The organism is Nonomuraea sp. NPDC050227, from assembly GCF_044459705.1.
GTDB lineage: Bacteria > Actinomycetota > Actinomycetes > Streptosporangiales > Streptosporangiaceae > Nonomuraea.
In genome coordinates, this window is the sequence record NZ_JBITJF010000004.1 from 700,374 (window position 1) to 719,783 (window position 19,410).

The 19,410-nt window shown below is 74.5% G+C and carries 21 protein-coding genes; 6 read left to right on the forward strand and 15 right to left on the reverse strand.

Annotation, left to right across the window (positions count from 1 at the left end; all coding sequences use genetic code 11):
* From ACIBK9_RS20195 to ACIBK9_RS20230, 8 genes are all read right to left on the reverse strand, one after another.
* Positions 1-1,554, reverse strand: a complete 1,554-nt coding sequence (locus ACIBK9_RS20195; protein WP_397160109.1) for an FAD-binding oxidoreductase — start codon at positions 1,552-1,554, stop codon at positions 1-3.
* Positions 1,551-3,224, reverse strand: a complete 1,674-nt coding sequence (locus ACIBK9_RS20200) for a glycerol-3-phosphate dehydrogenase/oxidase (protein ID WP_397160111.1) — start codon at positions 3,222-3,224, stop codon at positions 1,551-1,553. Before ACIBK9_RS20200 ends, ACIBK9_RS20195 begins: the two co-directional genes overlap by 4 nt.
* Positions 3,221-4,747: an FGGY family carbohydrate kinase gene (locus tag ACIBK9_RS20205; RefSeq protein WP_397160113.1), complete on the reverse strand. Its 1,527-nt coding sequence runs from the start codon at positions 4,745-4,747 to the stop codon at positions 3,221-3,223. The genes ACIBK9_RS20200 and ACIBK9_RS20205 overlap by 4 nt, the downstream gene beginning before the upstream one ends.
* Complete coding sequence (locus ACIBK9_RS20210; RefSeq protein ID WP_397160115.1) at positions 4,744-6,180, reverse strand: MFS transporter; 1,437 nt, start codon at positions 6,178-6,180, stop codon at positions 4,744-4,746. The genes ACIBK9_RS20205 and ACIBK9_RS20210 overlap by 4 nt, the downstream gene beginning before the upstream one ends.
* A 197-nt stretch (positions 6,181-6,377) precedes the next feature.
* Positions 6,378-6,875 carry a hypothetical protein gene (locus tag ACIBK9_RS20215; RefSeq protein ID WP_397160117.1) on the reverse strand — a complete coding sequence of 166 codons (498 nt, stop codon included), beginning with the start codon at positions 6,873-6,875 and terminating at the stop codon, positions 6,378-6,380.
* A gap of 105 nt (positions 6,876-6,980) precedes the next feature.
* Positions 6,981-7,514 carry a GNAT family N-acetyltransferase gene (locus ACIBK9_RS20220; RefSeq protein WP_397160119.1) on the reverse strand — a complete coding sequence of 178 codons (534 nt, stop codon included), beginning with the start codon at positions 7,512-7,514 and terminating at the stop codon, positions 6,981-6,983.
* 10 nt (positions 7,515-7,524) lie between these two features.
* Positions 7,525-8,118 carry a hypothetical protein gene (locus ACIBK9_RS20225; RefSeq protein ID WP_397160121.1) on the reverse strand — a complete coding sequence of 198 codons (594 nt, stop codon included), beginning with the start codon at positions 8,116-8,118 and terminating at the stop codon, positions 7,525-7,527.
* Positions 8,119-8,193: 75 nt separating this feature from the next.
* The gene (locus ACIBK9_RS20230; protein ID WP_397160123.1) at positions 8,194-9,153 is read right to left on the reverse strand and encodes an alpha/beta hydrolase family protein; all 960 of its coding nucleotides are present in this window, start codon (positions 9,151-9,153) and stop codon (positions 8,194-8,196) included.
* Positions 9,154-9,622: 469 nt separating this feature from the next.
* On the opposite strand from ACIBK9_RS20230, the gene ACIBK9_RS20235 reads away from it, so the two are divergent.
* Positions 9,623-10,159: a hypothetical protein gene (locus ACIBK9_RS20235; protein WP_397160125.1), complete on the forward strand. Its 537-nt coding sequence runs from the start codon at positions 9,623-9,625 to the stop codon at positions 10,157-10,159.
* Between the two features lie 35 nt (positions 10,160-10,194).
* Here the strand turns inward: ACIBK9_RS20235 and ACIBK9_RS20240 are convergent, their stop codons facing one another.
* The 5 genes from ACIBK9_RS20240 to ACIBK9_RS20260 are packed head-to-tail and all read right to left on the reverse strand — an operon-like array spanning position 10,195 to position 14,363.
* Positions 10,195-11,421, reverse strand: a complete 1,227-nt coding sequence (locus tag ACIBK9_RS20240; RefSeq protein WP_397160127.1) for a hypothetical protein — start codon at positions 11,419-11,421, stop codon at positions 10,195-10,197.
* A complete protein-coding gene (locus ACIBK9_RS20245) occupies positions 11,418-12,083 on the reverse strand; it encodes an ABC transporter ATP-binding protein (protein ID WP_397160129.1) in 666 nt (221 codons plus the stop codon). Before ACIBK9_RS20245 ends, ACIBK9_RS20240 begins: the two co-directional genes overlap by 4 nt.
* On the reverse strand, positions 12,076-12,582 hold the full coding sequence (locus ACIBK9_RS20250) for a PadR family transcriptional regulator (protein WP_358293584.1): 507 nt from the start codon (positions 12,580-12,582) through the stop codon (positions 12,076-12,078). Before ACIBK9_RS20250 ends, ACIBK9_RS20245 begins: the two co-directional genes overlap by 8 nt.
* Positions 12,583-12,633: 51 nt before the next feature.
* The gene (locus ACIBK9_RS20255) at positions 12,634-13,263 is read right to left on the reverse strand and encodes a response regulator (RefSeq protein ID WP_397160132.1); all 630 of its coding nucleotides are present in this window, start codon (positions 13,261-13,263) and stop codon (positions 12,634-12,636) included.
* Positions 13,260-14,363, reverse strand: a complete 1,104-nt coding sequence (locus ACIBK9_RS20260; protein WP_397160134.1) for a sensor histidine kinase — start codon at positions 14,361-14,363, stop codon at positions 13,260-13,262. Before ACIBK9_RS20260 ends, ACIBK9_RS20255 begins: the two co-directional genes overlap by 4 nt.
* A gap of 87 nt (positions 14,364-14,450) precedes the next feature.
* On the opposite strand from ACIBK9_RS20260, the gene ACIBK9_RS20265 reads away from it, so the two are divergent.
* Positions 14,451-15,155, forward strand: coding sequence for an ATP-binding cassette domain-containing protein (locus tag ACIBK9_RS20265; protein ID WP_358293579.1), 705 nt, complete (start codon positions 14,451-14,453; stop codon positions 15,153-15,155).
* The gene (locus ACIBK9_RS20270; protein ID WP_397160136.1) at positions 15,152-15,892 is read left to right on the forward strand and encodes an ABC transporter permease; all 741 of its coding nucleotides are present in this window, start codon (positions 15,152-15,154) and stop codon (positions 15,890-15,892) included. Before ACIBK9_RS20265 ends, ACIBK9_RS20270 begins: the two co-directional genes overlap by 4 nt.
* Before the next feature lie 86 nt (positions 15,893-15,978).
* Here ACIBK9_RS20270 and ACIBK9_RS20275 read toward each other — a convergent pair whose 3' ends face one another.
* The gene (locus tag ACIBK9_RS20275) at positions 15,979-16,815 is read right to left on the reverse strand and encodes an EamA family transporter (RefSeq protein ID WP_397160138.1); all 837 of its coding nucleotides are present in this window, start codon (positions 16,813-16,815) and stop codon (positions 15,979-15,981) included.
* Between the two features lie 117 nt (positions 16,816-16,932).
* Here ACIBK9_RS20275 and ACIBK9_RS20280 point away from each other — a divergent pair, with 117 nt between their 5' ends.
* Positions 16,933-17,523, forward strand: coding sequence for a helix-turn-helix domain-containing protein (locus tag ACIBK9_RS20280; protein WP_397160140.1), 591 nt, complete (start codon positions 16,933-16,935; stop codon positions 17,521-17,523).
* 13 nt (positions 17,524-17,536) lie between these two features.
* On the opposite strand, the gene ACIBK9_RS20285 is transcribed toward ACIBK9_RS20280, so the two are convergent.
* Positions 17,537-18,292: a ZIP family zinc transporter gene (locus ACIBK9_RS20285; protein ID WP_358293573.1), complete on the reverse strand. Its 756-nt coding sequence runs from the start codon at positions 18,290-18,292 to the stop codon at positions 17,537-17,539.
* A 141-nt stretch (positions 18,293-18,433) separates the two neighbouring features.
* Here ACIBK9_RS20285 and ACIBK9_RS20290 point away from each other — a divergent pair, with 141 nt between their 5' ends.
* Both ACIBK9_RS20290 and ACIBK9_RS20295 read left to right on the forward strand, forming a co-directional pair.
* Positions 18,434-18,661 (forward strand): hypothetical protein, encoded by a 228-nt coding sequence (locus ACIBK9_RS20290; RefSeq protein ID WP_397160143.1) that lies wholly within the window; start codon positions 18,434-18,436, stop codon positions 18,659-18,661.
* Positions 18,658-19,374 carry a YqjF family protein gene (locus tag ACIBK9_RS20295; protein WP_397160145.1) on the forward strand — a complete coding sequence of 239 codons (717 nt, stop codon included), beginning with the start codon at positions 18,658-18,660 and terminating at the stop codon, positions 19,372-19,374. Before ACIBK9_RS20290 ends, ACIBK9_RS20295 begins: the two co-directional genes overlap by 4 nt.
* The last annotated feature ends 36 nt before the right edge of the window (positions 19,375-19,410 follow it).

The window sequence follows — 19,410 nt, forward strand, 5'->3', positions numbered from 1 at the left end:
TTAGTGCGCCGTGTTTTCGAAGGGTGCGGGCAGCCCCAGCTTGCCGGGGTTCATGATGCCCCGGGGGTCCAGCGCCTGCTTGACCGCCACCAGCGTGGGGTAGCCGCTGCCCAGTGCGTCCCGCATGTACGGCGAGCGCAGCAGGCCGACGCCGTGGTGGTGGCTGATCGCCGCGCCGTGCCTGACGAGCACCTCGGCGGCGGCGTCCCAGGCGGCCCGGTACCAGGCGCGCCGCTGGTCGCGCTCGACGTCGCCGCGCAGCGAGAAGTACAGGCAGGCGCCGTCGGTGTAGGCGTGCGACTGGTGGGCCGAGGCGCGCAGCGTGCCGGGGACGGCCTCGATGGCGGCCACGACCTCGTCGTACAGGGCGGGCAGCGCGGCCCACGGCCCGGCGATCTCGCAGGTGTCGGAGACGAACCCCGGCCCCCGGACGAAGCCGTCGGCGGCCTTGCCGACGATCATGCGCTCGTCCAGCCAGCGGGCGAAGACGGCCGCGCCGTCCAGTTTCACCGACGCGCGTTCGGCGCAGACCTCGTCGGCGATCTTCATGACTGCGTCGACCAGCACCGGGTCGCCCTCGTCGGCGACGAGCAGCAGGTTGGTGCCGGGCTCGCCGAAGTGGGTGCCGCTCTCGTGCGCGTCGTACAGGCGCAGCGCGGCCGGGGTGGCGCCGCGCTGCAGGATCTCCCGGCACGCGTCGAGCCCGGCGGCGAAGGTGTCGAAGCCGTAGGCGATGCCCACCGCGTAGTCGGGCAGCCGGTGCGTACGCAGCCGCAGCCGGGTGATGACGCCGAGCGTGCCCTCCGAGCCGATGAACAGCTGCCGCAGGTCGGGGCCCACCGCGGCGCGCGGGTAGGTGCCGTAGCTGGCGGTGGTGCCGTCGGGCAGCACCACGTCCAGCCCGACCACCATGTCCTCGATCTTGCCGTAGCGGGTGGAGAGCTGGCCCGCGCCGCGGCAGGCGGCCCAGCCGCCGACGGTGGAGATGGCGAACGCCGACGGCCAGTGGCCGGTGGTGGCGCCGTGCGTCTCCTGCAGCTCCTTCTCGAACAGGTCGCCGAACATGCCGGCCTGCACCTCGACGATCATGGATTCGGCGTCGAAGGACAGGATGCGGTTGAGCCGGCACACGTCCAGCACGACGCCGCCGTGCACGGGCAGCGCGGCGCCCAGCACGTTGCTGCGCCCGGCCGAGACGGTCAGCGGGATGCGGTGCTCGTGGCAGATCCGCACCACGGCGGCCACCTGCTCCTCCTCGTCCACCTCGACCACGACCGCCTCCGGCGTGGCCGGACGGCCGTCGGTCTCGCCGATGGAGGTGCCCGCCCACCAGTCGCGGGTGCGCAGGATCACCTCGTCCCGGTCGGTGTGCACGGCGGCGCCGAGCGCGCGCAGCTCGGCCACCACGCTCTCGGGGACCGGCACGACCTGGCCCTGCAGGCTGGCCGGGCCCTTCCCCGGCGGGCAGTCGGCGGCCCAGCGCGGCGGCGTGGGCGCGCCCACGACGTAGTCGCCGCGGTTGAACGGGTGGGTGACGGTCTGCCTGCTGATCATGAAAGTCCCTCCATCAGAACGCTCTTCTCGCGGTCCACGCCGCGTACGTAGTCCTCGACCTGCCGGGCCACCTCGTCGTCGGAGAGGCCGAGCTCGCGCTGGAGCAGCCGGCCCACCTCGGGAGCCGCCTCGACCGACAGGTCGCGGGCGAAGACCCGCATCCGGGTGCGCCGCGACAACACGTCGTCCACGTTCCTGGCCAGCTCGCAGCGGGCCGCGTAGACCACCTCGGCCCGCAGGTACTCGCTGCCCTCGACGACCGGCCCGGCCAGCGACGGGTCCTCGGTGATCAGGTCGGCGACGAACCTGGCCTCGGTGCCGTACCGCTCGCCCAGGTGGGCGCCGAGCCCGCCGGTCGCGGTGGTCGCCTCGGCGTCGTAGCCCGCGCCGCCGAGCAGCGGCAGCCGCGCGGTGCGGCAGCGGGCCTTGCGGCCGAGCACCTTCAGCGCCTCGTCCACGGCCAGCTCGCCCATGTGCCTGCTGGTGGTCAGCTTGCCGCCGGTGACCGTGACCAGGCCGAAGCCGTCGGTGATGATCCGGTGGTCGCGGCTCATGTCGAGCGTGGCGCCCTCCTTCTCGCCGACCAGCGGGCGCAGCCCGGCGATCGAGCCGATCACGTCGTCCGGGGTGAGGTTGGCGTCGAAGGCGGTGTTGGTGCCGTCGAGCAGGTACTGCATCTCCTCGCGGGTGCACAGCACCTCGTCGGGCGAGCCGTCGTAGTCGGTGTCGGTGGTGCCGACCACGACCACGTCGCCCCAGCGGGTGCAGGTGGCACGGCGGGCCCGGCCGGGCACCGGGACGGTGACCGTGCCGTCCACCGGCAGCCGCGTCCACGGCACCACGATGTGCACGCCCTTGGCCGGACGCACCCGCGGCCGGTGCGCCGGATCGGACAGCGCGTCCAGGGTGTCGGTCCACACGCCGGTGGCGTTGACGACGACCCCGGCGCGCACCTCGACCGTGCGGCCGTCCACCTCGACGCGGGCGCCGCGCACCCGGCCGCCCTCCTTGACCAGCTCGCGGCAGGTGGCGCCGTTCAGCACGGTGGCGCCGAAGTGGGCGGCGGTCCTGGCGATGGTCAGGGTCAGGCGGGCGTCGTCGGTGCGGCTGTCGTAGTAGAGCAGGCCGCCCTTGAGCCGGTCGGCGCGCAGCCGCGGCGCCCTGGCCAGCACCTCGGCCACGCTGAGCCGCTGGTGCAGCCGGCCGATGCGCCAGCCGCCCGCCAGGTCGTAGGTCCACAGCAGGCCCTCGAAGGCCTTGGCGATGCGGGCGTCGAAGACGCCGTCCTGGGCGAGGATCGGCAGCACGAACGGCAGCCGCCGCACCAGGTGGGGCGCGTTGCGGCGGAACCGCTGGCGCTCCAGCAGCGAGCGGCGCACCAGCGGCAGGTTGCCCTGCTCGATGTAGCGCAGGCCGCCGTGGACCATCTTGGAGGACTTGGAGGAGGTGCCCGAGGCGAAGTCGTCGCGTTCCACCAGCGCCACGCTGAGGCCGCGGGTGGCGGCGTCCAGCGCGGCGTAGCAGCCGGTCACGCCGCCGCCGACGACGAGCACGTCCACCGGCCTTCCGGCCAGCCGCTCGATCTGCGCCTGACGGTCCAGCCGCAGCGGGGTGCGCCGGATGGCGCTCCTGGTCTCCGATCTGGGCTTGCGTTCTGGAAGCCGGATCACGAGGGGAATTCCTCCTGTTGGTACGAGATGTGCCGGGAGAGCAGGTCACGCCAGGCGGCGCGGGCCTCCTCGCGGGCGGCGTCGGGCAACGTGGGCTCGAAGACGGGGACGTCGCCGAGCCCGGCGAGGGCGGCGGGCAGGTCGGGCCAGAGCCCCGCGCGCACGCCCCCGAGGTAGGCGGCGCCGCGCAGGCTGGCCGTCTCGTTGGCGCGGGCGCGGCGGACCGGCCGCCCGACGAGGTCGGCCTGGCTCGCCATCAGCACGTCGCTGCTGGCCAGGCCGCCGCCGCAGAACAGATCGGTGACCGGCGCGCCGAGCGCCTGCTCCACCCCGTCCAGCAGGTCGCACACCGAGTGCGCGATGCCCTCCAGGACGCCCCGGGCCAGCTCGGCCCGGGTGGTGGACAGGCTGAGCCCGGTCAGGACGCCGGTGGCCTCGGGCGACCAGACCGGGGTGCGCATCCCGGCCAGCGCGGGCAGGAACCGCACCCGGCTCGGCCCGGGATGCTCGCGGGCCAGCGCGGTCAGCTGGGCGGGGGAGTCGAACAGCCCGATCTCCTCGCACAACCAGCGCACCGCCGAGCCGGTCGTGGCGGCGTAGCCCTCCAGGCTGAACACCGCCGCGCCGCGTGAACGCCAGCCGACCAGCGTCAGCACCCCCGGCACCGCCCGGCGATGAGCGGGCGGCCGGTCGCCGGCCACGGCGTCCAGGAACGTTCCCGTGCCGTGCACGCACATCGCCTGGCCCGGCCGGTGCGCGCCGAGCGCGATCATCGCGGCGTGCTGGTCGCCCATCACCGACAACACCGGCAGCCGCACGCCGAGCACCGACGGGTCGGTGTGGCCGTAGTCGCCGTCCTCGTCCAGGATCTGCGGCAGCACGTCGCGGGGGCAGCCGAGGAAGTCCCGCCACGGCTCGTACCAGTCGCCGGTGCGCAGGTCATAGGCGCCGGCGGCGACCGCGTTGGTGGCGGACATGACGTGCCGCGCGCCGCCGGTCAGCCGCCACACCAGCCAGGTGTCGACCGATCCGAAGGCCACCCGTCCCGCCTCGTGCGCCCGGCGCACGTCCGGGTCGTCGCGCAGCACGTCGGCGGCCCACAGCAGCGGCGCGCGCGAGCCGACCGGCCGGCCGGTGTGCTCGACCAGGCGGGCGTCCCAGCCGGGCTCCCATTGGCGCAGCCGGGCGGCGTAGCGGCGGTCCTGCCAGACCACGGCGGGGGTGAGCGGCTCGCCGGTGACGGTGTCCCACAGCAGCACGGTGGCGCGCTGGGTGGCGATCGACACGCCGGTGACCTCGACGTCGTGCGCCCGCGCCCACTCCAGGGCCTGCGCGCAGACCTCGGCGGTCTTCGCCCAGATCTCCATGGCGTCCTGCTCGACCCGCAGATGGTCGGGGGAGTGGACCGAGATGGGCCGGTAGGCGGGCGGGGCCGCCGAGCCGTCGTCCAGGACGACGGCGGCGCGCGTGCCCGTGGTGCCCTCGTCGACGCTGAGGATCCCGCGCCGGGTGCGGCCGGTCATCGGCGCTCGTCCCTCTTCCGCAGCGCGATCTCCTCCTCCTCCAGGTTGACCGCCACGCGGGTGGGGTCCCACTTGATCAGCAGGCAGGTGACCAGGCCGACCAGCGGCACCACCGAGAGCACCATGAGGCTGGCGCCGACCCCGATGCCCGCCTGCAACTGCGGGAACAGGTACAGGCCGGCGACCGAGCCGAGGCTGCCGAGCATGCCGGTCACGCCGGTGCCCAGGGTGCGGATGTCGCTGCGGTAGGACAGCGCGGCGATCGACTTGCCGTTCGGGCCGGGCCCGGCGGAGTGGAAGAAGATGAACAGCACGGGCAGCAGCGCGGCCAGCGCGACCGGCAGCTCCTTGAACGTCGCGCCCATCACCAGCAGCGCCACGAACACCACCGCGTACCCGGCCATCGAGCTGACCCGCAGGCCGAGGCGGCGGCCCGTGTAGGCCGCCAGGCAGCCGCCGACGATGCCGACCGCGTTGAACGCCATCGACCCGATCGTGGCCTTCTCGAACTCCTTGCCGAACAGCTCCAGGCTGATCACCGGCAGGTACCAGCCGACCGCGAAGTACTGCATGGCCTGGGTGAGCGAGATGACCGTGGACAACACCGTGCGCGGCAGGTACGGCCTGCGGAACAGCACGCCCGCGTCCCCGAACCCCACCTGCCGTCCCTGCTCGGCCGCGACGCCGTCCCGCCCGGCGTCCTCCTGGACGGCGAAGCCGTACATGCGGCGCAGGGCCGCGGCGGAGTCGCGCAGCCGTCCCTTGGCGGCCAGCCACGTCGGGCTCTCCACCAGGAAAGCGAGTTGCAGCACCAGCAGCACGACGGCGAAGACGGCCGAGGAGCCCACCGACCAGCGCCAGATGTCCGCGCCCACGTCGAAACGGTAGAACACCAGCGTGAGCAGCAGGTTCGTGGTGGTGGCGGTGTACCAGACGCCTTGCCAGAAGTTGAGCCTGCCCTTGAGCGCGGACGGCGTGTACTCGGCCAGCAGCGCCATGGCCACCGCGAAGTCGATGCCGTACGCGATGCCGACCAGGCCGCGGCCGGCGAAGACGGTCTGGAAGTCGGAGCCGGCGGCGGTCAGCAGCGCGCCGAGCGCGAACACCACCTTGGTCAGCAGCAGCGGCTTGACCCGGCCGATCCGGGCGGCCAGCCAGCCGCCGAACGGGTTGGAGATGATGGCGATGGCCGGCGCCATGGCGGTGAGCACGCCCACCTGGCCCGGCGACAGGCCGAGCTGCTTGACCATGGGGGACAGGCCGGCGCCCAGGGCCGCGTTGGAGTAGGCGTCCAGGAACAGGCCCGCCAGGGCGAGGAACCAGATCCAGTTGGCCCGGCCGGCCAGCCTCGTCAGGGTGTTGATGACGTCGGCCGCGTCTCCGGCGTTGCGGATCTGCGTGACCGAGGTGTTCTGCACGGGGGCGTCGCTCATGCCCAGCCGCCTTTCAGGGGGGTGTGATCCCTTGCCAGCGGTCCGGATACGACAAAGGCACAGACGAAGACCACTGACAGGGATCTCTTCGTCTGTGCCTGCCGATTGACGGGACACTATGTGCCGGTTGTCCGGTATGTCAAGCGGTCGCGGTCGTATCGCCGCAGCTCGCACGCCCTGCCCGGCGGACCGGCCGGTCAGGAATACCTGATCTCCCACCAGCCGCGGGTGCACGACCACTTGCCCGCGGCCTTCACGCACGCCCGGAACTTGCGGCCGTTCGGGGCGTCCACCGCGTACGACGTGACGCTGCGGCGTCCGCCGCCCCGGACGACCGCGTGGCAGGCGTGGTAGGTGCGGCCTCCGTCGTCGGTCCAGTCGATGGAGATGCGGTCGCCGGAGCGCAGGCTGGTGCCCCAGGCCCACCACACGTTCCGGCCGCGGTAGACGCCGTCGGCCTCGTACAGGTAGACCATGCCGCGGCGGCCCTTCGCCTTCGCCATGCGGTGCCAGGTGTTCCTGGGCACGTCCCGGCTCACCCGCAGCCGCGCGCCGCACGAGTAGTTGATCGGCCCGGCGGCCTGCGTCCGCGACACCTGCCGGGCGTCCTGGACGGTGGCGCCGGCGGGCGAGGCGACGGTCAGGAGGCCGCCGGCCACCACCGCGGCGAGCGCCAGAGCTGGAAAGTTGCGCATGTGCTCCCCCTTGGTGCGAAATCGTGTGATCGCAACGTAGGGGCGCCGGTGTTGAGGATCCGTTGAGCCCGTGTTGATCTCCGCCGGGGTCCGCGCCGCCGCTGGTCAGCCGCCCGGAGGGGCCGGGGTCCGGTCCAGGTCGGCGCGGACGATGCCGTACATCACGCCGTCACGCCACTCGCCGGCGCGGAAGCCGCAGCCGCGCAGCACGCCCTCCCGGGTGAAACCGGCCTTCTCCAGCGCCCGCTGCTCGGCCACGTTGCCGAGCTCGGTGGTCGCCTGCACCCGGTTGACCGGTGAGTGGTCGAACAGGTAGCGCGCCAGCAGCCGCTGCGCCCGCGTCCCGTGCCCCTTGCCGCGGAAGCCGGGCGCCACGATGAGGCCCATCTCCCAGCAGTACGACACCCGGGAGGTGAGCTGCCTGCGCCACGACACGAGGCCCGCCCGGTCCTCGCCGGAGGCGATCACGAGCATGCCGCCGTCCTCGCCGAGCATCCCGTTCTCCTCCCAGAGGCGGCGCAGGCGGTGGGGGTCCTGCCAGCCGTACCACTGGTACTCGCCGCTGCTGTCCGGGTCGCCGATCAGGCGGGTCAGGAACGCCAGGTCGTCCTCGCGGACGGCGCGCAGTTCGATCGTCATGATCGCGACACTATGGGACGGACGTGACGTCGGCGCGGGCCCGGCCTCCGGCCCGCAGCGCCAGGGCCAGCGCCGCCAGCAGCGCCGCGCCCGTGAACGGCAGCCAGGACAGCCCGGACGGCGGCCCGAACGTCCCGCCCGCCCCCGCGCGGTCGAGCACGGCGGCCACCGCGAGCGCGGGCAGCGCCTGGGCCGCTCCCGAGACGAGCGCGAGGACGGCGAGCCAGGCGACCCGCGCCGCGTTGCCGCGGCGGTACGGCTCGCCCTCGAACACCGACGTCAGCAGCCCTCCGACCAGGAGGGCGGCGACGAGCGCGCACAGGCCGCCGACCAGCACGTCCGCCCGGAAGAGCACCTGCTCGGCCGCCGTCGAGTCCCAGACCCGCAGCGACAGCTCCCCGCCTCCCAGGGAGAGGCCGCGGGGCAGCTTCACCCCGCTCAGCCCGAGCCGCTCGGCGGCCTCAAAGCGGGGGAGGACGCGAACGACCATCTCCCCGCCGGCCTGCGTGGCGCCGTTGACGGCGTAGGCGACCCCCCACACCCCCGCGACGGCCCCGGCGAACCTGACCACGTAGAGGGCCAGCCGCACGAACAGACGATCCATGGACGCTCCAAGGAGACGGACCGATGGTTGTTCATCATGCCCGCCGGAACGGCCCCGCGTACAGACGGCCCCGGCTCACTCGCAGGTCTTGTCCTCCGGGCTGCAGAACCTGACCTCGGGGACGTCGGCCGACGGCTCGTCCAGCAGGGGCCGGGGCTGACCGCGCAGGTGCCGGTCGAAGAAGGCGGTGACGTAGGCGCGGGTGAGGCCGAGTGCGCGGGCGCCGGGCACGGCGGCGCCGTCCTCGATGCCGACCTGGTCCATCAGGACGCCCAGGTCGGTGAAGGACGTGTGCGCGGCCCCCGTCAGCAGCAGCCAGCGCTTCCATCCGGTCAGCCGCGCCCAGACGCGCTCCCACGTGGCGGCCGGCTCGCCCGTGCCCGGCGTGTACGTGGCCGGCTTGCCCAGGAACAGGAACGGCCGGGACGTCCCGGCCTCCGGGAGCGTCGTCTCCACGCTGCCGTCGAGGTCGATGCCGGCGCGCAGCCGGGTGTCGGCCGCGATCGAGGCGACGGTGGCGGCGCCGCCCGCCGAGTGACCGGCCATGGCGATCCTGGACGGGTCGATCAGGCGGGACCCCTTCCACGGCGCGTGCGCGCCGGTGAGCCGGTCGAGCACGAAGGACACGTCGGCCGCCCGGCTCTTCTCCAGCTTCGCCCACCAGGCCGGGCCCTTGTCGTCGATCTCGCAGGTGACGCAGGTGGTGACCCGGCCGTCCGGGAAGGAGGTGGCGACGTTCTCGTAGGTGTGGTCGATGGCGGCCACCGCGTACCCGTGGCTGGCCAGCTCCTCGGCCAGGGCCGTGAGCTCCGTGCGGGGCTTGCTGTGCCCGGGGGACAGGACGACGAGGGGCAGGCTGCGGGGGCGTCCGGCGGGGCGGGCGTCGGTGAAGGCGTTGGTCCGGGTCCTGCTCAGGGTGTCGGCCGGGAGGTCGGTGATCCCGCCGTCCTTGAGCAGCAGCTCCGACGCCTTCGCCGTCATGTACGGGGCGCGGTGGCGGCCCGGCGACCTCGCCGGGTACCAGAGCGAGACCATCAGCTCGCGCGCCTTGACCGAGGGGACCCACGGGTCGGGTCGCGAGGTGTCCTTCAGGTACAGGGACGTGGTGCCGACCGGCCGGGGAGCCGGTCGGGGCCGGCAGGTACGTCGCGGGCGCGGGCGCCGCCGCTGATGCCGACGCCACGGACGCCGCCGCCGGCGTGCCGTGGACCAGCCCGGCGGCCAGGACGGCGGCGAGCCCGGCGACGGCCGCGGTCCCGCCGGGCCGGTTCGTTCTGAGGTGCTTGATCAGGCGTCGCAATATACTCCGAGAGTATATACGCGGTGTATAAGAGACCGGAGTGCGGCGGGGAGGACCCCCGTCGCGGGTCAGTCGGTGGGTGGGGCGGCGCGGAAGCGGCGGCGACCAGGATCCCGGCCGTGTGCTGGCCGACGCTGATTGGACTCTCCCCCACGGGGAGACCCCACGCTTGGGGAATTCCACCCAGATCTACCCGGAGGATCCATGACCCCGCGACTGGTCCATTGCCATCCCGTCACCTGTCTCAACGTCACGGGCATGGGAGAGCCCGGCGGCGCCGAACACCTGTCGGCCATCGGCGCCCTGTACGCCGTGGCCTCCGCCATGGGCGGCGCCGCCGGGCCGCTGGAGGGGCGGTGGTGGGTGGAGGACACGTCGCTGCCGCCGCTGGAGACCCCGCGCGACCAGTGGCGGTGGCACCTGCTGCTGCCGTTGCCGGGGATGCCCGAGCCGGGGGCGGCCGAGGCGGCGCGTGAGCGGGCCCGCCCGTCGGGGGCCGCCGTGGACCGGGTCCAGGTCGTCACCTTCACCGAGGGCCAGTGCGTGGAGCTGCTGCACGAGGGGCCCTACAGCGAGGAGAAGAGGTCGCTGGAGGTGATGGAGGCGTTCATGGCCGAGCACGGGCTGGTGCCCAACGGGCTGCACCACGAGATCTACCTGACCGAGTTCACCGACCCCGACCCGAAGACGCTGCTCAGGCAGCCGGTCGCCCCCAGGCCGGAGCAGGCGGCTCACCGGTAGACGGCCAGGGGGCAGGCGGTGTCAGCGGACGCCGGTCACGTCCGCGTGCCGGACCGCAGCGCGCCCCGCAGCAGGGGGCGGGCCGCCAGGGCGACGACCACGGCGGCCAGCACCCCGGCGCCCGCCATGAGGACGGCCCTGGTCAGCGCCCACGGCAGCGACTCGACGCGGTAGACGCTCACCAGGGGGAGCACCACCACGGCGACCCCCGACACGGCCGCCACCACGCAGACCGGCAGCGCCGCGACGACCGCCTGTCGCACGAGCACCCCGCCCAGCGCCCGTTCCGGCACCCCGGCGGCGGCCAGCGCGGCGAACGAGCGGCGATGGTCGATCAGCTCCTCCGCCTGGTGCGCCACCAGGGCGATCGACGAGGTCGCCAGGGCCAGCAGGAGCGCGACGTCCACCAGCGCGTGGGCCTGGGAGTAGCCGACGGAGGCCTGCTGGGCCCCGACCGCCGCGCCGAAGAACACCGTCAGGCTCACCACCGACAGGGCCCTGGCCCACGCCCGGGGGTCGGCCTCGACCAGCCGCGCGGCCAGCAGCGTCTCCGGCGACCGGGCCCGCCGGCCGGCCCTGCGGGCGTAGGCCCTGATCAGCCAGGTCGTGGCCAGGGTCGCGCCGATCAGCAGCAGGACCAGCCCGGACGCCATGGCGGTCGCCGCCCCGTACTTGCCGACGACGGGGAAGCGGCCCTTGACCGACAGCCCGAGGACGAGCAGGCCCACGCCCGCCGCGAACAGGGCCAGGTCCAGCGCCCGCGGCCCCCGTACGCGGGCGCGGCGGGTCACGCCCAGCGGCGAGGTGACGACGTGCCGGCCGGCGCGGGCCCCCGACAGGACCCCGCCGAGCGTCACCAGCGCGACGACCACGGGGATCTGCGGCAGCGGCCCGCCGAGGTGGGTGACGACGTAGAGCGCGCCGCCGGTCAGCGAACCGGCCAGCGCCAGCAGGCCGCCCTCCAGCGCGCCCAGCCGCCGTACGTCGCCCGGCGTCGCGCCCGCCAGCCGCAGGGCGGCCAGCCGCCGTTCCCTGGTGGCCGAGGCCAGCCGGTTGGCCTGGTGGACCAGGCCGGCGACCGGCACGGCCAGCAGCGCCAGGCCGAGCCCGGTCAGGGAGCCGTCCTCGTCCTGGAAGTCGGCCATGCCGACGGCCGTGCAGACCAGGAACGTGGCCACCGCCGCCCCGGCGGCGACGAGCCGGGCGCGCACGCGTTCGGCCCGCGAGCGTCCCCTGTGCAGCATGCCCAGCACGGTGATCATCGTTCCGCCCCCACCAGGACGGCGCCGTCGCGCAGCGGGATCTCACGGTCGGCGTAGGCGGCCACCCGGTTGTCGTGGGTGACCAGGACGACGGCCGCCCGGCCGGCGCGGGCCGCGCCGAGCAGAGCGCCCATCACCTGCTCGCCGCCGAGCGTGTCCAGGGCCCCGGTGGGCTCGTCGGCGAACACCACGCGCGGGCCGGTCACCAGCGCCCGCGCTATGGCGACCCGCTGCCGCTGCCCACCGGACAGCTCGCCGGTGCGCCGCCCGGCGCAGTCGGACACCTCCAGCCGGGCCAGCCACTCGGCCGCGGCGGTCATCGCCTCCTGCCTGCCGTGCCGGTCGAACAGCAGCGGCAGCGCGACGTTCTCCGCGGCGGTCAGCTCGGGCACCAGCTCGCCGAACTGGAAGACGACCCCGAAGCTCTGGCGTCGCAGCCGGGTCAGGTCGTCCTCGGGCAGCGTGTCGATGCGCGTGCCGTCGAGGACGACCTCGCCGGACTCCGGCCGGACGACCCCGGCCAGGCAGTGCAGCAACGTCGACTTGCCCGCGCCGCTCGGGCCGGTGATCGCCACGATCTCGCCCTCCGCGATCGCGAGCGAGACGCCGTTCAGCGCCCTGGTGCCGCCGAACGACTTGCCCAGGCCCCTGGCCTCAAGCATCGGTGTCCTCCTTCATCCGCGCGAGCGCGGTCTCGATCCAGCGCAGGTCGGCGTCGAGGTGCTGGAGCGCGTAGTCGGCCGCCAGCACCTGGGCGGGCGAGCCGGTCGCCTTCTCGGCGGTCAGCTCCCGCATGCGGGCCAGGTGGGCCTCGCGTTGCCGCAGGAGGTGGCCGTCGGCGGCCTTCCCCGCGACGGCGACCCGGGCGAACAGGGGGCTGGCGACGTACGGCGCCGACGGCTCGACGGCGTTCAGCCACCGCTCCAGCTCCGCCCGGCCGGCCTCGGTGATCGCGAACAGGGTGCGCTCGGGGCCGCCCTCCTGCCGCGTCTCGGCCACCTCCGCCAGTCCGTCGCGTTCCAGGCGTTGCAGCGTGGCGTAGACCTGCCCGTACGCCAGGGGCTTGGCGCCGGCGAGACGGTGATCATGCTCTTTCTTGAGCTCGTACCCGTGCTTCGGCCGCTCGGCGAGGAAGCCGAGCAGCACGTGACCGGTTGACATGATCACGACTATACATTCAATGAATAGTCGCGCAAGCGGGACCGGCGGGCCTCACACGAGGCGGGCCTCGTACGCGGCGATGACCAGGTGCACGCGGGTGCGGGCGCCGAGTTTGGTCAGCAGGCTGCTGACGTGCGTCTTGACCGTGCTCATGCTGACGAACAGGGTGCCGGCGATCTCCGCGTTCGACAGGCCCCTGGCGACCAGGACGAGCACTTCGCGCTCGCGTTCGGTGATGTCCAGGCCGCCGTCCCCGGACGGGGGACGCACGTGGCGCTCGACCAGCCGCCGCGTCGCGGTCGGCGCCAGCAGCGATTCGCCGGACGCGACCACGGCCATGCTCCTGATCAGCTCGGCCGGCGGCGTGTCCTTGAGCAGGAAGCCCGCCGCGCCCGCCCGGAGCGCCCCGTAGACGTAGTCGTCGAGGTCGAAGGTGGTCACGATGAGCACGCGCGTCTCCGGCCGATCCGCGCAGATGCGGCGGGTGGCCTCGATGCCGTCCATCTCCGGCATGCGCACGTCCATCAGCACCAGGTCGGGACGGTCGCGTCCGGCCGCCGTCACCGCCTGCGCGCCCGTGGCGGCCTCGCCGACCGCCTGGAACCCCGGCGTGGAGTCGATCAGCCGCCGGAAGCTCGCCCTGATGAGCGCCTGGTCGTCGGCCACCAGCACCCTGATCACAGCGGCAGCCTCGCCCTCACCCGGAAACCGCGCACGGGACGGACGCCCGCCTCGAACTCGCCCCCGAAGACGCGCACGCGCTCGCGCAACCCGGTCAGGCCGTGCCCGTACGGCCGCGCCCGGCCGCGCGTGCCGTCGTCGGTGACCTCCACGGTCAGCGCGTCCGGGAGGCGTTCGATGCGGACGAGGGCGTGCCGGGCGCCGGCGTGCTTGAGCACGTTGGTCAGCGCCTCCTGGACGATCCGGTAGACCGTCGGCCCCAGCTCGCCGTCCGCGGCGCCGTCGATCGACAGCTCCACCTCCAGGCCCGCCGCCCTGGTGCGGGCGACGAGCGCGTCGAGATCGGCCAGGCCGGGGGCCGGGGCGAGGTCGGCCGCGTCGTCCTCGCGCAGCACGCCGAGCAGCTGCCTGGTCTCCCGCAGGGCCGACCTGCTGGTCTCCTCGATCGAGGCGAGCGTGCGGCTCATCTCCTCCGTCCCGCCCACGTGGCCCGCCACGCCCGCCTGCACCGCGATCGTGCTGAGGCTGTGGCCGATGACGTCGTGCAGCTCCCGGGCGATCCGCAGCCGCTCGGCGACGGCCTCCGCACGGGCCCGCTCCTCCGCCTGCGCGGCCAGCTGCCCGGTGTAGAGCCCGCGCTGGCGTACGGCCGTGCCGGCGGCCCACGCGGCGAGCAGGATCGCCAGCGCCAGCCCGAGCCGGTCGCGGACCGCGGCCGTCAGGGGGACCTCCGCCACGCCCTGCGCGGCGACCGCGCCCGCCACCAGCAGCGGCAGCACGGCCCTGCTCCGCGTGGCCAGCGTGTACAGCACGAGCGGCAGGCAGAGCAGCTCGGCGTGGGGAAGCAGGAACTCCCGCATGCCCAGCCCGCCGAGCAGGACGACCACGAACACCGGCCCCGGCCACAACCGCCTGACCGCCACGGGCAGCCCGGCCGCCAGCGCCGCCGCGAAGTCGAGCACACCGGGCTCGGCCGGGTTCCGCGACGAGGTGAGCCCGGCGTAGCCGAGCGCGACGACCAGCGCGACGACGGCGTCGAGGGAAATCCAGCCCCATGCGGGCACCCGGTTCAGCAGCGGCGGACGGATCTGTTGGCGCACGGTGCGAACCTAACCCGGCGGCCACGCCGCCCGTATCGGTCCCAGGACCGATGCGCGCCGGGCCGGAGGCCGTGGAGGGTGAGGAACATGATCGAAGTCACCGGACTCACCAAACGCTTCGGCCGGACCCCGGCCGTGCAGGACCTCACCTTCACGGTCCGGCCCGGCCGGATCACCGGCTTCCTCGGCCCGAACGGCGCGGGCAAGACCACCACCATGCGCGTGCTCCTCGGCCTCGAACGGCCCACCGCCGGACGGGCCACCGTGAACGGCCTGCCCTACCGCGCGCTGGACCGGCCCCTCACCCAGGTCGGCGCGCTGCTGGACGCCTCCGCCGTGCAGGGCGGGCGGCGCGCGGAACAGCACCTGTGGTGGCTGGCCCGCTCCAACGGCCTCGACCGGGCCCGCATCGGCCCCCTGCTGGAGCTCGTGGGGCTCGGCGGAGCGGCGGGCCGGCGCGTCGGCGGGTTCTCGCTGGGCATGAAGCAGCGGCTCGGCCTCGCCGCGGCGCTGCTCGGCGACCCCGAGGTGCTGGTGCTCGACGAGCCGGCCAACGGGCTCGACCCCGAGGGCATCCGCTGGATGCGCGGCCTGCTCAGGTCGCTGGCCGCCGAGGGCCGCACCGTGCTGGTGTCCAGCCACCTCATCAGCGAGATGGCGGTCACGGCCGACCACCTCGTCGTCCTGGCGGGGGGCAGGCTGCGCGCCGACGCCGCGCTCGGCGAGCTGGTCGGGCCGGGCGGCTCGCTGGAGGAGACGTTCATGGAGCTCGTCGGAAGGGGGGAGCGGTGAACGCGCTCGCGGCCGAGTGGATCAAGTTGCGGACCCTGCGTTCCACCTGGTGGGCGCTCGGCGTCGGGGTGCTGGTGTCGCTCGCGCTCACCGTGCTCGGCGCGGCCACCGTCATCTCGCGCTGGGACCCGGGCCGCACGGGGGACCAGGCGGCCATGGGGGTGGTGGTCGCCGTGTACGTGGGGGTGGTCCTGGCCCAGCTCCCGCTCGGCATGCTGGGGGCGATGACCGCCAGCGGCGAGCACACGTCCGGCATGATCGACGTGACGTTCGTGGCGATGCCGTCGAGGGCGCGCGTGCTGGTGGCCAAGGCGGTCGTCCTGGGCGGCGTCGCGGTGGCCGGCTCGCTGCTCATCGCGGTGCCCGGCTACCTCTACGGGCGGTTCGTCGCCGCGGAGTTCCACCCGTCGCTGCTGCCCGCCGGGGCCTGGACGGTCGTCGCCGGCGGCACGCTCATGATCGTCGTGGCCACTCTGCTCGGGCTGGCGCTCGGCACGGTCCTGCGCAACGGCGCGGTGGCGACGGCGGCGCTGGTGGTGATCGTCCTGGTGGCGCCGTTCGCCGCCCGCGTGCTGCCGGGCGGCGACGTGGTCAACCGGGTCCTGCCCGGGTACCCGGCCCTCCAGCTGATCGAGCAGGTGCCGGACGTCATGCCGACCTGGGCGGCGTTCGCCGTGCTCGGCGCGTGGGCGGTGGTCCCGCTGTCCGTCGCCGTGGTCGCCGCCGCGCGTTCCTGACGCCAGGCGGGCCCGCCGGGCAGGGGCAGGGCAGGGGGCGGGGCCAGGGGGCGGGACAGGGCTCAGTGCGGGGTTCAGGGCAGGGTTCAGGGGAGGGCGAGGAGGCTGACGGCGAGGGCCGCGGCGCCCAGGCCGACGAGCTGGCCGCGGTGGATGCGCTCGGCGAGCACGCCGCGGGCGAGCAGCACCGTGCCGGCCGGGTAGAGGGCGGTGACCACGGCCACCACGGCCAGGTCGCCGCTGCGGGCCGCGAGCAGGAACAGCAGGTTGGCCACCGAGTCGAGCACGCCCGCGGTCGCCGACAGCGCGTACGCGGGCCGCTCGGGGCCCAGCCGGCGGCGCAGCAGCCCGGCCGCGGTCAGGGTGACGGCCGAGGAGACCGCCCGTCCCACGATCAACGGCGCCACCCCGCTGTCGGCCGGCGCCTGGTGCAGGAAGACGAGCTGGAGGGCGATCGCCGACCCGGCGCCGAAGGCCAGCAGCAGCGCCGTTCGCGACGGACGCGCCGACCCCGCGCCGTGCCCCGCGCTGACCAGGACGACCGCCACCAGCGCGAGCGGCAGCCCCACCAGCCCGGCGGCCGGCAGGTGCTCGCCCTGGAGCAGCCCCACGGCGACGGGCAGCGCGGCCGACACCAGCGCGGTCACCGGCGACAGCACGTTCATCGGGCCGATCGCCAGCGTGCGGTAGAGCAGGGCGAACACGGCCGCCGAGGCGACGCCCGAGGCCGCGCCCCAGCCGAGCGCGGCGGGGCTGAACGACGCGCCGAGCATCGGCCACAGCAGCAGCTCGACCACGAGGCTGGCCGGGGCCGCGACCATCACGGTACGCAGCACATGGGCCCTGCGGGCGCCCAGGCCGCCGAGGAAGTCGGCGCAGCCGTAGGCGAGCGAGCTGCCCAGGGCCAGCAGCAGAGCGATCACGACACCTCCCGGACATCCAGCGGAACGACCAAAGAGTACATTAGAATGACTGCTGGAGGACAACGGACCGACCGCGCAGTACATTCCACCGGTCCGCCCCGCGAGGAAGGTGAACAGATGGCCGAGCCGGCCAGCGCCCTGCGCACGGTCGCCCACAACGTCAAGGCCGCCCGCACCCGCGCCGGCCTGTCCCTGGAGGAGCTCGGCCGGCGCGCCCAGGTCAGCAAGGGCGCGCTGGTGGCGCTGGAGAAGGCGCAGGGCAACCCCAACCTGGCCACGCTGGTCCGGCTGGCCGACACCCTGGGCATCTCGGTCTCGGCCCTGATGCAGGGGCCGCCGGAGGGCCGCCTGCGCGTGGTGGCCGCCGACGCCGTGGCCCCCTTGTGGACCGGGCCGCGCGGCGGCCAGGCCCGGCTCATGCTGACCACCACCGGCCCGGCCCCCGTCGAGGTCTGGCGCTGGCGGCTGGAACCCGGCGAGGAGTACCCCAGCCAGCCCCACCAGGCCGGGGTGGTGGAGACCCTCAGCGTCGTCTCCGGGCGGATGACGCTCGTCCTCGACGGCGCCGAGCACCCCGTCGAGGCGGGCCAGACCGCCACCTTCGACGGCGACGCCCCGCACGGCTACCGGGGCGAGGGCGACGGCGCCTGCGACATGATCATGACGGTCCACCTCCCTCCGGGCCCCTGGACCGCCGGCCGGCCGTGAGCCGCACTCGCCGTCAGGAGGCCAGGCGCTCGATGGCGAAGGCGGACAGGAAGCCCACGGTGGTGATCAGCCCGGTGAGGACGTGCGCCTGCTCGAACGCCTCCGGGATCATGGTGTCGGCCACCATGGCCAGGATGGCGCCGGCCGCGATCGCGGTGATCAGCGCGATCGCCTCGGGGGAGGCCGACCGGAGGGTCAGGTAGCCGATCATGGCCGCCACGCCGCTGACCACGGCGATGCCGCCCCAGACGCCGAACACGTACGCGGGGCTGCGCCCGGCCCGTCGCATGCCGGCGGCGCTGGACAGGCCCTCGGGGACGTTGGAGACGAACACCGCCGCCACGACGGCGAGGCCGATCTCGCCGCCGTGCAGCAGGGACAGCCCGAGCACCACCGACTCCGGGATGCCGTCGAGCAGCGCGCCGACGGCGATGGCGGCGCCGCTGCCCTGCGCGTCGGCCTCGCTGGGCTGCTGGTCGCCGGAGCGTTTGCGGTGCCGGGCGCCGTGCCGGGCCAGGATCGCGTTGGCCGCCACGTACGCGCAGGCTCCCGCCAGGAAGCCGACGGCGGTGGGCAGCAGCCCGCCGGACCGTTCGGCCTCGTCCAGCAGCTCGAAGGAGAGCGCCGAGATCAGCACCCCGGCGCCGAAGGCCATGACGGCGGCGATCGCCCGCGCCGGGACCCGCACCAGCATCGCCACGGCCGCGCCGAGGACCAGCGCGCCTCCGGCGACCAGCCCCCACGTCCCCGCTTCCAGCCACTCAGGCATGTGCACCGATCCCTCTCGCGTCCTCGTCCCCAAGGTTCTCTCGCCTGAGCCCTTCCCGTCACGCGTTCCGGAGGCGGGGATTGGGATGGAACGCCCCGGGTAGGGCAGGCGGCGGTCCGCCCCCGTCGTGAGGAGACTTGGATGGAGCACCGCCACACCCCTTGCACCCCGCGTCCGGCGCGACAGCTCTACGAGATCACCGCCCTGGACGCGGCGGGCGACCGCTGGCACACCATCGGCTGGGGGATCGACCAGGCGGAGGCCGAGTCGGCCGCGCGGGCGTGCGTCACCCGGCCGGCCCCGCCCTACCGGGCCGCCCGGATCCGGCGCGACGGCCGGGTCCTCGCCGAGCACCGCCGCAGCGCGTGAAGGCGCCGCCGTCGCCGCGCGTGGCGCTGCCGGTGATGTGCCACCGGTGGGCGCACATCACGTTCCTGCACTGGCGCTACCCCGTCGAAGCGGTGCGTGAGCTGGTGCCGGACGAGCTCGCCGTCGAGACCATGGACGGGTCGGCGTGGGTGGGGGTGACGCCGTTCCTCATGGAGGACGTACGGGTGCCCGGCCTGCCCGCCGTGCCGTGGTTGTCGGCGTTCCCGGAGACCAACTGCCGCACGTACGTCCGGGACGCGCGCGGCCGTTCCGGCGTCTGGTTCCTGTCCCTGGACGCGGGACGGCTGCTGGCCGCGCTCGGCGGACGTTCCGGCTACCGGCTGCCCTACCACTGGTCCGACATGTCGGTCCGGATCGACCGGCAGGGCCGCCGCTACCGCTGCCGCCGGCGGTGGCCGGGGACGCGGGGCGTGCGGTGCGACGTCGAGGCGGAGGTGGGCGGCGTCCTGCGGGAGGACGAGCAGGACGAGCTCGCGCACTTCCTGACCGCCCGCCACCGGCTGTTCACCCGGGTGGCGAACCGGCTGGCCGCGGCCGAGGTCGAGCACCCGCCGTGGCCGCTGCAGCACGTCGAGCTGACCGGCCTCGACCAGGACCTGCTGCGGGCCGCCGGCCTGCCAGTCCCGGCCGGCCCGCCCCTCCTGCACGCCTCCCCGGGCGTGGACGTCCGCGTCGGCATGTGGTCATGGTGACCTGACGAGAGATCCGCGTACGCGCGCCGTCCGAAG

Coding starts and splice junctions, on each gene's coding strand:
- ACIBK9_RS20195 (WP_397160109.1), bottom strand. CDS start 1,554: ATGATCAGCAGGCAGACCGTCACCCACCCGTTCAACCGCGGCGACTAC.
- ACIBK9_RS20205 (WP_397160113.1), bottom strand. CDS start 4,747: ATGACCGGCCGCACCCGGCGCGGGATCCTCAGCGTCGACGAGGGCACC.
- ACIBK9_RS20210 (WP_397160115.1), bottom strand. CDS start 6,180: ATGAGCGACGCCCCCGTGCAGAACACCTCGGTCACGCAGATCCGCAAC.
- ACIBK9_RS20215 (WP_397160117.1), bottom strand. CDS start 6,875: ATGCGCAACTTTCCAGCTCTGGCGCTCGCCGCGGTGGTGGCCGGCGGC.
- ACIBK9_RS20220 (WP_397160119.1), bottom strand. CDS start 7,514: ATGACGATCGAACTGCGCGCCGTCCGCGAGGACGACCTGGCGTTCCTG.
- ACIBK9_RS20225 (WP_397160121.1), bottom strand. CDS start 8,118: ATGGATCGTCTGTTCGTGCGGCTGGCCCTCTACGTGGTCAGGTTCGCC.
- ACIBK9_RS20230 (WP_397160123.1), bottom strand. CDS start 9,153: ATGGTCTCGCTCTGGTACCCGGCGAGGTCGCCGGGCCGCCACCGCGCC.
- ACIBK9_RS20235 (WP_397160125.1), top strand. CDS start 9,623: ATGACCCCGCGACTGGTCCATTGCCATCCCGTCACCTGTCTCAACGTC.
- ACIBK9_RS20240 (WP_397160127.1), bottom strand. CDS start 11,421: ATGATCACCGTGCTGGGCATGCTGCACAGGGGACGCTCGCGGGCCGAA.
- ACIBK9_RS20245 (WP_397160129.1), bottom strand. CDS start 12,083: ATGCTTGAGGCCAGGGGCCTGGGCAAGTCGTTCGGCGGCACCAGGGCG.
- ACIBK9_RS20250 (WP_358293584.1), bottom strand. CDS start 12,582: ATGTCAACCGGTCACGTGCTGCTCGGCTTCCTCGCCGAGCGGCCGAAG.
- ACIBK9_RS20265 (WP_358293579.1), top strand. CDS start 14,451: ATGATCGAAGTCACCGGACTCACCAAACGCTTCGGCCGGACCCCGGCC.
- ACIBK9_RS20280 (WP_397160140.1), top strand. CDS start 16,933: ATGGCCGAGCCGGCCAGCGCCCTGCGCACGGTCGCCCACAACGTCAAG.
- ACIBK9_RS20285 (WP_358293573.1), bottom strand. CDS start 18,292: ATGCCTGAGTGGCTGGAAGCGGGGACGTGGGGGCTGGTCGCCGGAGGC.
- ACIBK9_RS20290 (WP_397160143.1), top strand. CDS start 18,434: ATGGAGCACCGCCACACCCCTTGCACCCCGCGTCCGGCGCGACAGCTC.